The 14,510-nt window shown below is 53.2% G+C and carries 15 protein-coding genes and 1 pseudogene; 7 read left to right on the plus strand and 9 right to left on the minus strand.

Translation table 11 applies throughout. From position 1 onward, the window contains the following. Positions 1-81: 81 nt before the first annotated feature. From AC6I4B_RS15300 to AC6I4B_RS15315, 4 genes are all read right to left on the minus strand, one after another. Complete coding sequence (locus tag AC6I4B_RS15300; protein ID WP_497766292.1) at positions 82-561, minus strand: type III secretion system chaperone family protein; 480 nt, start codon at positions 559-561, stop codon at positions 82-84. Between the two features lie 122 nt (positions 562-683). After that, the gene (gene rimK, locus AC6I4B_RS15305; RefSeq protein ID WP_497766294.1) at positions 684-1,586 is read right to left on the minus strand and encodes a 30S ribosomal protein S6--L-glutamate ligase; all 903 of its coding nucleotides are present in this window, start codon (positions 1,584-1,586) and stop codon (positions 684-686) included. 98 nt (positions 1,587-1,684) lie between these two features. Beyond that, on the minus strand, positions 1,685-2,407 hold the full coding sequence (gene nfsA, locus AC6I4B_RS15310) for an oxygen-insensitive NADPH nitroreductase (protein ID WP_497766295.1): 723 nt from the start codon (positions 2,405-2,407) through the stop codon (positions 1,685-1,687). Further along, complete coding sequence (locus AC6I4B_RS15315) at positions 2,391-2,681, minus strand: YbjC family protein (protein WP_497766297.1); 291 nt, start codon at positions 2,679-2,681, stop codon at positions 2,391-2,393. Before AC6I4B_RS15315 ends, nfsA begins: the two co-directional genes overlap by 17 nt. Positions 2,682-2,888: 207 nt before the next feature. Here AC6I4B_RS15315 and AC6I4B_RS15320 point away from each other — a divergent pair, with 207 nt between their 5' ends. Next, positions 2,889-3,152: a GrxA family glutaredoxin gene (locus AC6I4B_RS15320; RefSeq protein ID WP_052284291.1), complete on the plus strand. Its 264-nt coding sequence runs from the start codon at positions 2,889-2,891 to the stop codon at positions 3,150-3,152. Positions 3,153-3,172: 20 nt separating this feature from the next. Here the strand turns inward: AC6I4B_RS15320 and AC6I4B_RS15325 are convergent, their stop codons facing one another. Continuing rightward, positions 3,173-3,559 carry an inner membrane protein YbjM gene (locus AC6I4B_RS15325; RefSeq protein WP_497766298.1) on the minus strand — a complete coding sequence of 129 codons (387 nt, stop codon included), beginning with the start codon at positions 3,557-3,559 and terminating at the stop codon, positions 3,173-3,175. Positions 3,560-3,889: 330 nt separating this feature from the next. Between AC6I4B_RS15325 and AC6I4B_RS15330 the strand changes: the two genes are divergently transcribed. After that, positions 3,890-5,578 carry an aspartate:alanine antiporter gene (locus tag AC6I4B_RS15330; protein ID WP_497766300.1) on the plus strand — a complete coding sequence of 563 codons (1,689 nt, stop codon included), beginning with the start codon at positions 3,890-3,892 and terminating at the stop codon, positions 5,576-5,578. 205 nt (positions 5,579-5,783) lie between these two features. Here the strand turns inward: AC6I4B_RS15330 and AC6I4B_RS15335 are convergent, their stop codons facing one another. Then, positions 5,784-6,332 (minus strand): TetR/AcrR family transcriptional regulator, encoded by a 549-nt coding sequence (locus AC6I4B_RS15335; RefSeq protein WP_497766302.1) that lies wholly within the window; start codon positions 6,330-6,332, stop codon positions 5,784-5,786. Between the two features lie 24 nt (positions 6,333-6,356). Between AC6I4B_RS15335 and AC6I4B_RS15340 the strand changes: the two are divergent. Both AC6I4B_RS15340 and AC6I4B_RS15345 read left to right on the plus strand, forming a co-directional pair. Further along, a pseudogene (locus tag AC6I4B_RS15340) lies at positions 6,357-7,616 on the plus strand (MFS transporter); the annotation flags it as partial. Continuing rightward, positions 7,616-8,428: a Cof-type HAD-IIB family hydrolase gene (locus tag AC6I4B_RS15345; protein WP_497766303.1), complete on the plus strand. Its 813-nt coding sequence runs from the start codon at positions 7,616-7,618 to the stop codon at positions 8,426-8,428. The pseudogene AC6I4B_RS15340 and the gene AC6I4B_RS15345, both read left to right, overlap by 1 nt. A gap of 36 nt (positions 8,429-8,464) precedes the next feature. Here the strand turns inward: AC6I4B_RS15345 and AC6I4B_RS15350 are convergent, their stop codons facing one another. Further along, entirely contained in the window at positions 8,465-9,700 is a 1,236-nt protein-coding gene (locus AC6I4B_RS15350) for an MFS transporter (RefSeq protein ID WP_497766305.1), read from the minus strand. 274 nt (positions 9,701-9,974) lie between these two features. Between AC6I4B_RS15350 and ybjG the strand changes: the two genes are divergently transcribed. Together ybjG and deoR are read left to right on the plus strand one after the other, a co-directional pair. Beyond that, positions 9,975-10,583, plus strand: coding sequence for an undecaprenyl-diphosphate phosphatase (gene ybjG / locus AC6I4B_RS15355; protein WP_497766306.1), 609 nt, complete (start codon positions 9,975-9,977; stop codon positions 10,581-10,583). Positions 10,584-10,654: 71 nt separating this feature from the next. After that, on the plus strand, positions 10,655-11,413 hold the full coding sequence (gene deoR, locus AC6I4B_RS15360; RefSeq protein ID WP_497766308.1) for a DNA-binding transcriptional repressor DeoR: 759 nt from the start codon (positions 10,655-10,657) through the stop codon (positions 11,411-11,413). A 7-nt stretch (positions 11,414-11,420) separates the two neighbouring features. Here deoR and dacC read toward each other — a convergent pair whose 3' ends face one another. After that, positions 11,421-12,623 carry a serine-type D-Ala-D-Ala carboxypeptidase gene (gene dacC / locus AC6I4B_RS15365; protein WP_497766310.1) on the minus strand — a complete coding sequence of 401 codons (1,203 nt, stop codon included), beginning with the start codon at positions 12,621-12,623 and terminating at the stop codon, positions 11,421-11,423. 234 nt (positions 12,624-12,857) lie between these two features. Between dacC and AC6I4B_RS15370 the strand changes: the two genes are divergently transcribed. Further along, positions 12,858-13,478 (plus strand): glutathione S-transferase family protein, encoded by a 621-nt coding sequence (locus tag AC6I4B_RS15370; RefSeq protein WP_497772193.1) that lies wholly within the window; start codon positions 12,858-12,860, stop codon positions 13,476-13,478. Positions 13,479-13,483: 5 nt separating this feature from the next. On the opposite strand, the gene AC6I4B_RS15375 is transcribed toward AC6I4B_RS15370, so the two are convergent. Next, on the minus strand, positions 13,484-14,494 hold the full coding sequence (locus AC6I4B_RS15375; RefSeq protein ID WP_497766311.1) for a LacI family DNA-binding transcriptional regulator: 1,011 nt from the start codon (positions 14,492-14,494) through the stop codon (positions 13,484-13,486). Positions 14,495-14,510: the final 16 nt, after the last annotated feature.

Genomic DNA, 14,510 nt, shown 5'->3' on the forward strand with positions numbered 1-14,510 from the left:
GATACGCAGCCACATATAGTAGCGACTGCGCGATATTCGTCATACTTCAGGTTGCATGTTCGTGAGTGGTAACAGGCAGGATTAGTGCAGAAAGTGATATTGAATATCTTCTGGCGGCTGCTCTTCTTCTTCCGCTTTGTACAGCAACTGATGCGCGGAGGCCTCAAGGATCACCATCGATACCTGTTCTTCGCTTTGCTGGACGAAAGAAGCAAACTGTTCAAAACTCACCCCAACCGCGACGGATAAAGACTGGCAAACCACCAGTTTTGGCAGGTTATCATCCTGCATATCTAAAAACGCTTTCACGGTCAGTGAACTGGCGTTAATCGCCGATAAATCAGCCCCTAACGCTAACAGTGCGGATGGCTTGACCTCTGCCAGCGCCGAGAACAGCACGACGTTATCAATGAGGTCGATTTTGGCATCGAAAATGCCTTCAAAGTTTTGCATATGCGGCAGGTGTAACGCCTGGCAGGTATCACACTCAAAAAAGCTCATGCCCATTTCGTCGAGCCACTGACGTAACGTATCCAGACTCGGGACGACGAGAGAATCCATATTGCCTATGACCTCATACGGTAAAGTAACATTCAAAAACAACCGGGAGAAAGTGCCCCGAAAAAAGACGATATTCGCGCATAGCTTACGCAAAAAAGCGGTCATATACTACGACAGCCGTATTATCCGCCGATTTTCAGGCAAAAACCGGGATGCGCCTGACGCTCGATCCACTGGATCATTTTGCCCGCGATATCAATCCCGGTGGTGGTTTCAACCCCTTCCAGCCCCGGCGACGCATTCACTTCCATCACCAGCGGGCCACGGTTAGAGCGCAAAATATCCACTCCGGCGACATCAAGGCCAAGCGTCTGGCTCGCTTTAATCGCAATCTCACGCTCGGCAGGTGTAATATCTGCCACCGTCGCCACACCGCCACGGTGCAGGTTAGAGCGAAAATCACCGTCTTTCGCCCGCCGTTCAATGGCGGCAACCACTTCATTGCCCACCACCAGACAGCGAATATCGCGCCCTTTCGCCTCTTTAATATATTCCTGCACCAGAATGTGCGCGTTCAGGCCACGAAAAGCATCAATAACACTCTCCGCCGCCTGACGGGTTTCAGCCAGCACGACACCAATGCCCTGTGTGCCTTCCACCAGTTTCACCACCAGCGGCGCACCACCAACCATATCGATAAGATCACTGGTGTCATCCGGCGAGTGGGCAATACCGGTCACCGGCAAATCAATACCCTGCCGCGCCAAAAGCTGCAACGAGCGCAGTTTGTCGCGAGCGCGGGTAATCGCCACGGATTCATTTAACGGATAGCTACCAAGCATTTCAAACTGACGTAGCGCCGCCATACCGTAGTAGGTGATCGCCGAACCAATCCGTGGGATCACCGCATCATAATGCGGCAGTTGACGCCCTTTGTAGTGGATCGACGAGGCCGACGGGTTAATATTCATATAGCAAGAAAGCGGGTCGAGCACTTCAACAATGTGGCCACAGCGGGCAGCCGCTTCGCGCAGACGCTTGCACGAATAGAGCGTTCCATCCCGGGACAAAATGGCGATTTTCACCCTTTACCTCTCCAAAAGACCTCAACAAAAACCGGCGTATGATACCGCAGCTATTTGAGCACGTTCATGCGCCCGACCACAGATTTTTGCCTACAAAATTAACGTGTTGCCCAACCCTGCTTATGCAGATAATCGAGAATAAACGGCCTGCTTTCTTTCACCAGCGTACGGCGAATATGGTCGCTCCAGGTATCGCGGCGCGGGTTGCTGCTGCGCGACAAATAGTACTGCGCCAACTGCTCGTCATACTGTGCGAGCGCGTCTTTATCCAGCGGCTGATAGTGGTTTTCATGCACCAGAATCGAAGCGGGCAGACGTGGTTTGAGGTCAGGATGGCTATCCGGCCAGCCGAGGCACAGACCAAACAGCGGCAGCACATGTTTTGGCAGCGCCAGCAGTTCGGTAACGGATTCAATATTATTGCGCAGGCCACCGATATAAACGCCGCCAAGCCCCAGAGATTCCGCCGCAGTCAGCGCATTTTGCGCCATCAGCGCGGTATCCACTACGCCCAACAGCAACTGCTCAGCCAGCCCAAGCTGGGCTTCCGGGAAAATTTCCAGGTGGCGGTTAAAGTCGGCACAAAACACCCAAAATTCGGCGGCTTGCGCGACATGCGCCTGTCCGCCGGTCAGCTCGACCAACTGCGCACGCATGGCTTTATCCGTAATGCGAATAATCGAGGTGCACTGCAAAAAACTGGAGCTGGACGTCGCCTGAGCGCTGGCGATAATCGCATTACGCTGCGCTTCGGTTATCGGCTGCTCGGTGAATTTACGGATTGAACGATGGTTAAGCAGAACCTCAATGGTCGGAGTCATCTTTATTTTCCTTATTTCGTGGCGACGACGAGGGCAGGTTAGAGTTCATTAACTGCGGAGCCACGGTGCGGGCAATTCCCCAAAACAAAACCCCAGCGGCGGGCAGCATCAGCGCAATGCCGACAAAAATCATCACCACTGCGGCCAGTTGGCTGGAAAATGGCGCAGGCAGCGTAATGTACTGGTTGAGCGACAACCACGCCGCCGCCAGCACAATCATGCCGATAGTTTCCAAAATTAAGACGCTTTTCGGCAACTGTCCGAGCGAACGCATAACTCTCCTCCTGCGAACGTGTCCCACAAATCTATACACAATTCACGACGAGTATAACGCCCCGCCGATGAAAAATATTTAGCCAAACATAGCCTGAATGAATCGAAACAACAGGTAGAACCTTCTTTCGTCTTTGCTCATGAAGCGGCATCATAAGTGCCATTCGCCATCAGGCTTGATTATTCCCGCTCGTATGAGGAGAGATATATGTTTACCGTAATTTTTGGTCGCCCAGGCTGCCCGTACTGTGTTCGTGCAAAAGAACTGGCGGAAAAACTGACTCAGGAGCGCGACGATTTCAACTACCGTTACGTTGATATTCATGCAGAAGGCATCACCAAAGCTGACCTTGAAAAAACGGTCGGCAAGCCGGTTGAAACCGTACCGCAGATTTTTGTCGATCAACAGCACATTGGCGGTTGCACCGATTTTGAAGCATGGGCCAAAGAAAACCTCGGCCTGTTTGCTTAATGCCTGCCCGACGCCCGCATTCACAGCGGGCGTTTACCTTCCCGACGCTTATCGTGCAGCAGTGAGTTGACGCATAAAAAGCACAACGCACCGAGCGCACACCAAAATATCGCGCTGAATAACCACGCTAGTTCTTGCCAAATAGAACGGTCACTGCTCAGAAAAAGGCGCGCCAGCAGCAGGCACAGAGGCGAAGCCAGAATAGCTCCCAGCAACGGGCGCAGCACTCGACGACGCGAAGAGACGTAGCTTGCGACCGCGCCAGGGATAAGGAAAAACAGCAGACCTAACTCAGGGTTTCCAGAGGCGTGAAGCGTATCTTTTACATGCAGCATAAGCGCAGCAAAGACGGCAATAAATAATATGAAGCAGCAAATAACGCCTGCCCAACCACGTTCAGTTTTCACACGCATCTCCTGACATTATCTCTATCAAACACCCTACATCGTCCTATCGGACACCCAGTTGATAAAGTCCCCGGCATTCCTTGCCAAACTCCTTATATATATGCATAAAAGCACGCAAACCGACAAATGGGCCTGAAAAATTTTATGTAATGTGTGCTAAAAGCGATTGTTGCTAGCCGTAGCAATCAGGAACGATTAAACTACATGTCGCTATTTTTTGGTTATTCTTTGGGTACAGGATAGCAGCACACGAGCCATAACCCTTGGTCAACAGTAGACCAAATAACCATTCCTTTCAACACGTTACTGGTAAACGATAAGTTAGACTCCGTGAATATAAACGTCGCAGATTTGTTAAACGGGAATTACATCCTGTTATTATTCGTGGTATTAGCGCTAGGGCTTTGTCTTGGCAAATTACGACTTGGCTCGATCCAACTCGGTAATTCCATTGGCGTTTTAGTTGTTTCTCTATTATTAGGGCAACAACACTTCAGCATTAACACCGATGCGCTAAATCTGGGTTTCATGCTGTTTATTTTCTGCGTGGGCGTCGAAGCCGGTCCAAACTTTTTCTCTATTTTCTTCCGCGACGGTAAAAATTATCTCATGCTGGGATTAGTGATGGTCGGCAGCGCTCTGCTGATTGCACTAGGCCTTGGCAAACTCTTCGGTTGGGATATCGGCCTGACTGCTGGCCTGCTGGCTGGCTCAATGACCTCAACACCCGTTCTGGTGGGGGCTGGAGACACCTTGCGTCATTCCGGCATGGAAGCAGGCTTACTGGTACAGGCACAAGATCACCTCAGCCTCGGCTACGCATTGACCTACCTGATTGGTCTGGTCAGCCTGATCGTCGCCGCCCGCTACATGCCAAAATTCCAGCATCAGGATTTGCAAACCAGCGCCCAACAAATTGCCCGCGAGCGTGGCCTGGATACCGACACCAATCGTAAAGTCTATCTGCCGGTCATCCGCGCCTACCGCGTTGGGCCGGAACTGGTGGCCTGGGCTGATGGTAAAAATCTGCGCGAGCTGGGTATTTATCGCCAAACTGGCTGCTACATCGAACGTATTCGCCGCAACGGTATCCTCGCCAATCCAGACGGTGACGCAGTGCTGCAAATGGGCGATGAAATTTCGCTGGTGGGCTACCCGGACGCCCATGCGCGTCTTGACCCTAGCTTCCGTAACGGCAAAGAAGTATTCGACCGCGACCTGCTGGATATGCGCATTGTTACCGAAGAAATTGTGGTCAAAAACCATAATGCCGTCGGTCGCCGCTTAGCGCAGTTGAAACTCACCGACCACGGTTGCTTCCTTAACCGCGTGATTCGCAGCCAGATTGAGATGCCGATTGACGACAACATTGTGCTGAACAAAGGCGATGTGTTGCAGGTGAGCGGTGACGCTCGTCGCGTAAAAACCGTCGCTGACCGTATCGGCTTCGTCTCTATTCACAGCCAGGTCACCGACCTGCTGGCTTTCTGCGCATTCTTTATTGTCGGCCTGATGATCGGCATGATCACCTTCCAGTTCAGCAACTTTAATTTTGGGGTCGGCAACGCCGCCGGATTGCTGTTCGCCGGGATTATGCTGGGCTTCCTGCGTGCCAACCACCCAACCTTCGGCTACATCCCGCAGGGCGCGCTGAACATGGTGAAAGAATTTGGCCTGATGGTCTTTATGGCGGGCGTCGGCCTGAGCGCAGGTGGCGGCATCGGTAAAAGCCTCGGCGTTGTCGGCGGGCAGATGTTAGTTGCAGGGCTGTTCGTGAGCCTGATTCCAGTGGTAATTAGCTTCCTGTTCGGTGCTTACGTGCTGCGCATGAACCGCGCACTGCTGTTTGGTGCCATCATGGGCGCACGTACCTGTGCCCCAGCGATGGAAATCATCAGCGACACCGCGCGCAGCAACATTCCAGCGCTAGGTTACGCAGGGACTTACGCCATCGCCAACGTGCTGCTCACCCTCGCCGGTACATTGATAATCATCATCTGGCCAGGGCTAGGCGGCTAGCCCAATTCGATGGGGACAAAGAAAAGAAAAAATTTTTGCTACACGGCAGAACTTTTTACCCAGGCCTGAGTCTTAATTAGTGCCACTGCTTTTCTTTGATGTCCCCATTTTGTGGAGCCCATCAACCCCGCCATCTTTGGTTCAAGGTTGATGGGTTTTTTATTGCCCAGCATTTACCCACTCGCCGCCTTATCCCTTTTTCCCCCTAAAACCCCTCTCCCGCCATTCGCCCTACCATGCGACGAATATCTTCACGGCTGAGCGGTTGACGGTCGGTCACCACATGCAGCGTCATTCCTTCGATAAAGGCATCCAGTGCGCGCGCGGTGGCAGGATCGAACCACTGCTCCAGCGTTTGTTGGCTGCGCCGCATCCAGTTTTGCATAATCGCCTTCAGCGAGGGAGAGCAGCTGGCGAGCGCATACAGTTGATACATCAGGGTCATGTTTTTCGGCGTGGTTACCTGGCTATCAAAGATAAGCCCGGCGATAGCGTCACAGGCTTGCGCGGTTGTCCTGACCTCGGCAAAAAATTCGCTGTACTCTTCCGACATTCGCTCGGTAAAACTGCTGAACGCCTCAGCCAGCAGCGCATCGATACCGTCAAAATAATAGGTCATTGAACCTAGCGGCACATCGGCACAATCGGCGATTTTACGGTGTGTTACCGCATTAATCCCGTGGGTGGAAATGGTTTCCAGCGTGGCGTCAAGAATACGCTCCCGGCGCTGTGGATCATTGGGTCTACGAGCCATTAATCTCCCCTCTCTGGTTATGTACAAATGTACACAACCTTGATAGTGTTGTCTGCACACTTTCAGACCCGACGCGAATGGATGACAACGTTAACCTCCCGTAAAGCCCTGCGACTACGCATGTGGGCACTCTTTATGTTCTTCTTCTTACCCGGTTTATTGATGGCTTCCTGGGCTACGCGCACACCGGCGATCCGCGATATTTTGTCTGTCTCAACGGCAGAAATGGGCATTGTCCTGTTTGGTCTGTCGATAGGCTCGATGAGCGGTATTTTATGTTCTGCCTACCTGGTTAAACGCTTCGGAACTCGCACGGTTATCCGTACCACAATGTCATGCGCGGTCTTTGGCATGATGATTCTCAGCCTCGCACTGTATTTAAGCTCAGCCTGGGTGTTCGCGATTGGGCTGGCGATATTTGGCGCGAGCTTTGGTTCAGCGGAAGTGGCTATCAACGTTGAAGGCGCAGCCGTCGAGCGTGAAATGAAAAAAACCGTGCTGCCGATGATGCATGGTTTTTACAGCTTTGGCACACTGGTTGGCGCGGGCGTCGGAATGGCGGTCACCGCCTTCGGTTTAGCGGCCATGTGGCACATCCTGCTGGCGGCATTAGTGGGTATCGCCCCGATTATGATTGCCATTAAAGCTATCCCCGATGGCACGGGGAAAAACGCAGCAGAAGACGCGCAGCACCAGGAAAAAGGTGTACCGTTCTGGCGCGATATGCAGTTGATGCTGATTGGCGTGGTGGTGCTGGCAATGGCGTTTGCCGAAGGTTCTGCCAATGACTGGCTGCCGCTGTTGATGGTCGATGGGCACGGTTTTAGCCCGACGTCCGGTTCGCTGATTTACGCCGGTTTTACCCTCGGCATGACCGTGGGTCGCTTTACCGGTGGTTGGTTTATTGACCGCTACAGCCGCGTTACCGTGGTGCGCGCCAGCGCGCTGATGGGCGCATTGGGCATCGCATTTATTATTTTCGTCGATAGCGCCTGGGTTGCAGGCGTGTCGGTTATTCTGTGGGGGCTGGGTGCTTCACTGGGCTTCCCGTTGACGATTTCCGCCGCCAGCGATACCGGCCCGGACGCCCCTACCCGCGTGAGCGTTGTCGCCACTACCGGGTATCTGGCATTTTTGGTCGGGCCGCCGCTGCTCGGCTTCCTTGGCGAACACTACGGCTTGCGTAGCGCAATGCTGGCAGTGTTGTCGCTGGTTCTGATTGCCGCTCTGGTGGCGAAAGCGGTGGCTAAACCCGAGCCCCGCGTTGTAATGGAGAGTCATTGATGAGCGTTAAACTGATCGCTGTCGATATGGATGGCACGTTTCTGGACGATAAAAAATCGTACAATCGCGAACGTTTTCACCAGCAATATCAACAGATGAAAGAGCAAGGGATCCGCTTCGTGGTTGCCAGCGGCAACCAATATTATCAGTTAGCGTCGTTCTTCCCGGATGTTGTTGATGAGATTGCTTTTGTCGCCGAGAACGGCGGCTGGGTCATTGACGCAGGTGAAGATGTGTTCAACTGCGCAATGCCACGCGACCATTTTCATAAGATTGTAGATTTCCTGCATACCCGCCCGGAAATTGAAATCATCGTCTGTGGTAAGAAAAGCGCTTACACGCTGAATAGCTACGACGCCAGCTTCCACGATATCGCCGTGCGCTACTATCATCGCTTACAGTTGGTGGATGACTTCAACCAACTTGATGACACGATTTTGAAGTTCGCGCTCAATATCCCGGATAACAAAGTGCCGCAGATGCAGGAAGTGTTGCATCGCTCGCTGGGCGATATGCTGACTGCCGTAACCACCGGCCATAACAGCATCGACTTAATCATCCCAGGCATTCACAAAGCCAATGGCTTGCGGATGCTGCAAGATCGCTGGGGCATTCACGATGCCGAGGTTGTTGCCTTTGGCGACAGCGGGAACGATATTGAGATGGTACAGCAGGCCGGTTATGGCTTTGCGATGGCCAACGCCGCCGAGGCTGTTAAAGCGGTTGCCGGTTATCACGCGCCGCATAATAACGAAGAAGGCGTGCTGGAAATGATCGACAAAGCGTTAAGCGGCAAAGCGCCGTTCGCTTAAAGATGAATCAGCCCGGCGCAACACCGGGCTGCTTTTTTACTGCGGTTGCAGGCTGCCGCCCACCTTTTTATCCCACAAGAACAGCGTCACCAGCACCAGCCACAACACACCGCTGGCGAGGTTGAACAGGCTAAACAAGCCATTGCCTCCCAGCCAATAGATGTGTTTACTCAGCTCAATGCCAACCGTGAAAATCAGCATTTGCAACATGCCCATCGCGGCGGAAACCGTCCCTTTACTCATGTCACTGGCGAACAGCGTCAGGCGCACCATGCCCGCATTGGCAAGGCCAATGCCAAAGGCGTAAAAGCTTAACCCTGCGGTCATCCACAGATAGGCGTGAGACGAGACAACCGTCGCGGCTGCCGCCAATATCAGGCCGAACATAATCGGATATCCACCCGCGATAATCAGCGAACGTACCGTGCGGCGAGAGGTCTGGCGCGCCAGCACCAGGTTACCGAGGATCAGCGCGCCAAAAATCGGCACCTGCAACAGGCCATATTCATAGCTGCTGGCCTGCTCACCGCTGATGATAATGACCGGAGACTGCGCAATCCACGCCAGCAGCGGCAGGCTAACAAAGCCCGTTGCCAGCGCCCCGGCGACAAACCGGCCATTTCTCAGTACCAGGTTATAATCATGCCCCAGCTCTTTTAGCGACAGTTTTTCGCCAATGCGGGTTGCGCTTTCCGGCATCGCTTTATACAGGCCAACGTAGGCAATCGCCGCCAGCACCGCAAACAGAATAAACATGCTTTCCCAGCGCGCGACATGTACCCACGCAGCACCCACCAGCGGCCCCAATAGAGGGGCAATCAGCGCCACGTTCGCCATCAGCGCCGTTATTTTGATACAGGTGGCCTCGTCAAACGACTCCTGAATGGCGGCGTAACCCACTGCGCCAATAAAGCACAGGCTTATCCCCTGTAAAAAGCGCAGGAAGGTGAATTGCTCAATATTACTGACCAGCAGGGTTGCAAGGCAGGTAATGATAAACCAGATAACCCCAGTCAACATTACCGGGCGGCGGCCAATACGGTCAGACAGAGGGCCAAGCAGCCATTGCAGGAACATGCCACCAGCCATGTAGGCCGTCATTGATGTCGGAACCCATTCGTCGCCAGCGTTAAATTCTTTCACCACCGCAAGCATACCCGGCTGGATCATATCGTTGCCGATATAGGTAGAAAACTCATAGAGCACCAGGCAAAGCGGGAACAGGATCGCCTTACGCCCTAAACGTTTTCGAGAAGAAGAGGAACTGTCCATAATAGGCTCGCATCCATAATAAAAACACGCCAGTTTAATCAATGCACAATAGTGGTGATAGTTAATTATCACGCACAATAATAATTTCGCACAATTTGCAGCCGTTAAGATTGGCTTAAGGTAGCAGGCGCTATACTCTACGCCATCCAATACAAGGCCTTAATGTCGCCCACGTATACGCTGATAGCGCGATTCAGACAATACCGCTTTACCGTCGTGGCCCGACTTTTTAAGGTAGCCGTCATAAAACCGTCATTTGTGAAGCCTGAACTTTATGCTGGAAAACCTTAACCACTCGCTATTTTTGCTTATCAACGCCACCCCCGACTCCGCGCCGTGGGTTATTTCATTAGCGACATTTATTGCTCAGGACTTAATTCTGATAGTGCCTCTGCTCGCCGCTGCCATGTGGCTATGGGGAGAACGTCAGCAGGTTCACGCGCAGCGCCATCTGGTAATCAAAGTGGCGCTGGCGATTGCCGTCAGCCTGTCGCTCTCGTGGGTGATTGGTCAGATATTCCCGCACGAACGGCCTTTTGTGATGAATGTGGGCTATAACTTCCTGCATCACGCGCCGGATAACTCCTTCCCAAGCGATCATGGCACGGCGATTTTCACTTTCGCCCTCGCCTTCCTGTTCTGGCATCGCGTGTGGTCAGGTCTGCTTCTGCTGGTCATTGGCGTCGCCATCGCCTGGTCACGCGTCTATCTTGGCGTTCACTGGCCGATGGACATGCTCGGCGGTTTCCTGAGCGGCCTGGTCGGTTGCCTGATATCACAAATGCTGTGGCAATTCGCGGGCGCAACGCTTTACCCTCGTTTGCAGCGAATTTACCGACTGATCTTCTCTGTGCCGATTCGTAAAGGCTGGGTACGTGACTAGCCTTGCGCTCACAGGTAAAATACTGCGCTGAGCCCCGACAATCTTAGCGGGGCATTTCCGGCAGAGGAATTATGGAAACACGACGCGACGAGCGAATTGGTCAACTGATTCAGGCACTGAAACGTAGCGACAAGCTGCATTTAAAAGAAGCGGCAGCGTTGCTCGGCGTTTCCGAAATGACGATTCGTCGCGATCTCAACAGCGAAAGCGGCCCTGTGGTGCTGCTCGGCGGCTATGTAGTGCTGGAGCCACGCAGCGTGCCTCATTATCTGCTCAGCGACCAAAAAACGCGGCTGGTTGAAGAAAAGAAGCGGGCAAGCCGCCATGCGGCAAAACTGCTGAAAGCGCATCAGATGGCATTTTTCGATTGCGGAACCACCACGCCGTGGATAATCGATGCTATTGATAACGACCTGCCGTTTACCGCCGTCTGCTATTCGCTGAATACCTTTCTCGCACTGCAAGAAAAGCCCAATTGTCGGCCAATTCTGTGCGGCGGTGAGTTCCACGCCAGCAACGCCATTTTCAAACCGCTCAGCGAGCAAGATACGTTGGCACACCTGTGCCCAGACATTGCGTTCTATTCCGCTGCGGGTATCGACATCGACATGGGCGCAACCTGTTATAATCTCGAAGAATTACCGGTGAAACACTGGGCAATGCGCCAGGCGCGCTACCACGTGTTAGTGGCGGATCACAGCAAGTTTGGCAAAGTGCGTCCTGCCCGCATGGGCGATTTAACACACTTTGATGTGATTGCCAGCGACACCTGCCCAGACGGCGACCTGGTGGCGCTGGCCAAACAGCAGCAAATTTCGCTGCTGTATTAGGCAAGAATTACGCGAACCAACTGCCGAACCATTCGTGGAATTTCATCAGCACAAAGTCCACCATGCGGTTAAAGAACCCACCCTCTTCGACCGCTTCCATCACGATCAGCGGGCGTTGCTCAATGGTTTTGTCGTTAAGTTTGAAATCAATCGTCCCAACGACCTGACCTTTGCTTAACGGCGCGGTCAGCTGCGGCTGCGTTAAGGTGTAGCTGGCTTTCAGGTTCTTTAACTGCCCTTTCGGAATGGTGACTGAACCCGCTTCACCCGCTCCCAGTTTCACTTCGCTGGTATCGCCAAACCACACGCGCTGGCTGATAAACGTCGCGTCCGGTTTAATCGGTGTGACGGTTTCATAGAAACGGAAACCCCAGGTTAGCAGTTTTTCTGACTCGTTAAAGCGCACGCGGTCGCTCTTCGTGCCCAGCACCACCGCCACCAGCCGCATATCGCCTTGCGTAGCCGATGACACCAGATTATAGCCCGCGCCTGCCGTCGTCCCGGTTTTCACGCCATCCACATTAAGATTCGTACTCCACAACAGACGGTTGCGGTTAGGCTGGCGGATATTGTTGAAGGTGAACTCTTTTTCTTTGTGTACCGCATATTCTTCCGGCACATCATGAATCATCGCTCTGGTCAGCAGCGCCATATCGCGCGCGGTGCTGAACTGCCCCGGCGCATCCAGGCCGTGAACGGTTTTAAAGGTGGTATTGGTCAGGCCGATTTTCTGCGCATAGCCATTCATCAGGCTCACAAATGAATCCTGGCTACCGGCGACATAGTCGGCAATGGCGATGCTGGCATCGTTGCCCGACTGAATAATCACCCCTTTATTCAGGTTTTCTACCGAAACCTGCTCACCCGGTTTGAGGAACATCACCGAGGAACCGCGCAACGCAGGGTTGCCGGTGGCCCACGCGTCACGGCCAATAGTGACCATATCGGTAAGCTTAATTTTCCCCGCTTTAAGCGCTTGACCCACGACGTAGCTGGTCATGATCTTCGTCAGACTTGCCGGGTCGAGTTTCTCATCGGCATTGCCTTCCGTCAGCACTTTACCGCTGGCGTAATCCATTAAAATCCATGCACGGGCATCAATAGCAGGAGCATCTGGCAGTTGCTCCGCTGCTTGCACCGCCGGTGCGACTAAAATTAAAAGCGCAGAGCCAGCCATCAGGTTCCGCAAGGCGTTAGTATTACACATCATAAAAGCCACCCAAGTATCCATTCCTAAAAACACGCCACGACAGTAACCGTGCTGCACCAGGCGGTGAGTAATAACGTAGAAACTCTCTCAAAGAAACAGTGAGTTGGTAAAGTTTTTTAAGTTTACGCAAGATCCCTGAGTTGTGCTGAAAACATGACGTTTTTTTTGACTGAGATTGCCTGTAGATTAACGTTGACCCAACATTCATTAACAATCATGAAAAGCGGAGTGGCTATGATTACGCTGTGGGGAAGAAACAACTCAACGAACGTGAAAAAAGTACGCTGGACGCTGGCGGAACTGGCATTGCCTTATGAACAGATAATGGCGGGTCAGGCTTTCGGTGTGAATCACGATGCGGCCTATCTGGCGCTCAACCCAAATGGCCTGGTGCCAATGCTGAAAGATGGCGATGACGTGCTGTGGGAATCGAACACTATCGTTCGTTATCTGGTAGCGCAGTATGGCGCTGACAGCCTGTGCCAGGCTAAGCCGATACAGCGCGCACAAAGCGAAAAATGGATGGATTGGGCGAACGAAACATTGTCGCCAGTGCATCGCCGTATTTTGATTGGCCTGGTCAGAACACCGGCGGAACAGCGCGACATGGAAGCGATCAACGCGGCAATAAGCGCCTGCGAACCGCTGCTGGAAATTCTTGATAACGCGCTGGCAAGGCAAACCTGGCTTTCTGGCGAGACATTCGGCGTGGGCGATATTGCCGTTGCTCCGTTCGTCTATAACCTGTTGGAAACGGTGAAAACCTGGCAACCGCGCCCACACCTGGCGCGCTGGTATCAGCAGCTTGCTGAACGCCCAGCCTACCAGGAAGCGGTAATGATCCCGGTAAGCTAACACGCTCAGGTGCGCTGGCTGCTGCCGCGCACCTGCAATTTACCCACCAGCCGAATATGCGCCGCCGCATCATCGCCATCACATAAATAACTTACGGCCATACGCCCCAGCTCGTTATACGCTAACTGCACACTGGTTAACGCTGGCGTCAGTTGATGCGCAATGCGTTGGTCATCATAACCACAAACCAGCACATCCCCCGGAATCGACACATTTAGCGTCGCCAGCGCCTGATAACAGCCCAGCGTCATCCAGTCACTGGCACAGAAAATAGCCTGCGGCGGCTGCGGTAAACGCATTAATTCCAGCGTGGCTTTAAAGGTGGCATCCAGCGACCAATCTGTTTGCTTAATGAGAGTGTCATCCACCGCGATACCCGCTTGCTGGAGCGTCTGCCGATAGCCTTCCAGGCGCAGCACGCTAGCGTCCATCCATTCGTCGCCCATGATATGAGCAATACGCGTAACGCCCTGAGCCAGCAGGTGATTTACAATCTGACAGGCGTTTGCCCGGTCGTCAGGTAAAAAGGTAGGCAGCAGCGGATGGTTGGGATCGTACTGGTTGAGCAGCACCACCGATTTATTCAGCAGCGACTCAAACGGAGTGAAATCAAACGCGCGGGTCACTGGGCTTGCCAGAATAACGCCCGCGCAGTGACGGCGCTCTAGCTGGCGGAGGATCTGCTCTGCCAGTTCAATATCATCGCCATATTCATAAACGGTTAACAAGGTATCCCGCTGCCAGGCGGTCGTGCTGGCCTCGCTAATCGCATCCGCAAACGGGTCGTAATTGGGTATTCCGCACAGCAGCAGGGCTATCTCCTCCTGGCCGTCACGACGATGGGGCACGATGATTTTTTGATAACCCAGCGCCTGTGCTGCGGCATACACCCGTGCGCGCGTTGCCTCGCTGAGGCGGATCGCTCGGCTATTGTTGAGCACCAGAGACACAGTCGCCTGAGACACACCCGCTTCCCTGGCGATATCACTCATCGTTATCTTATTTTTTTTTGGCATGTTTACTCCTTGTCGC

Source organism: Kluyvera fluvialis (genome assembly GCF_059725275.1).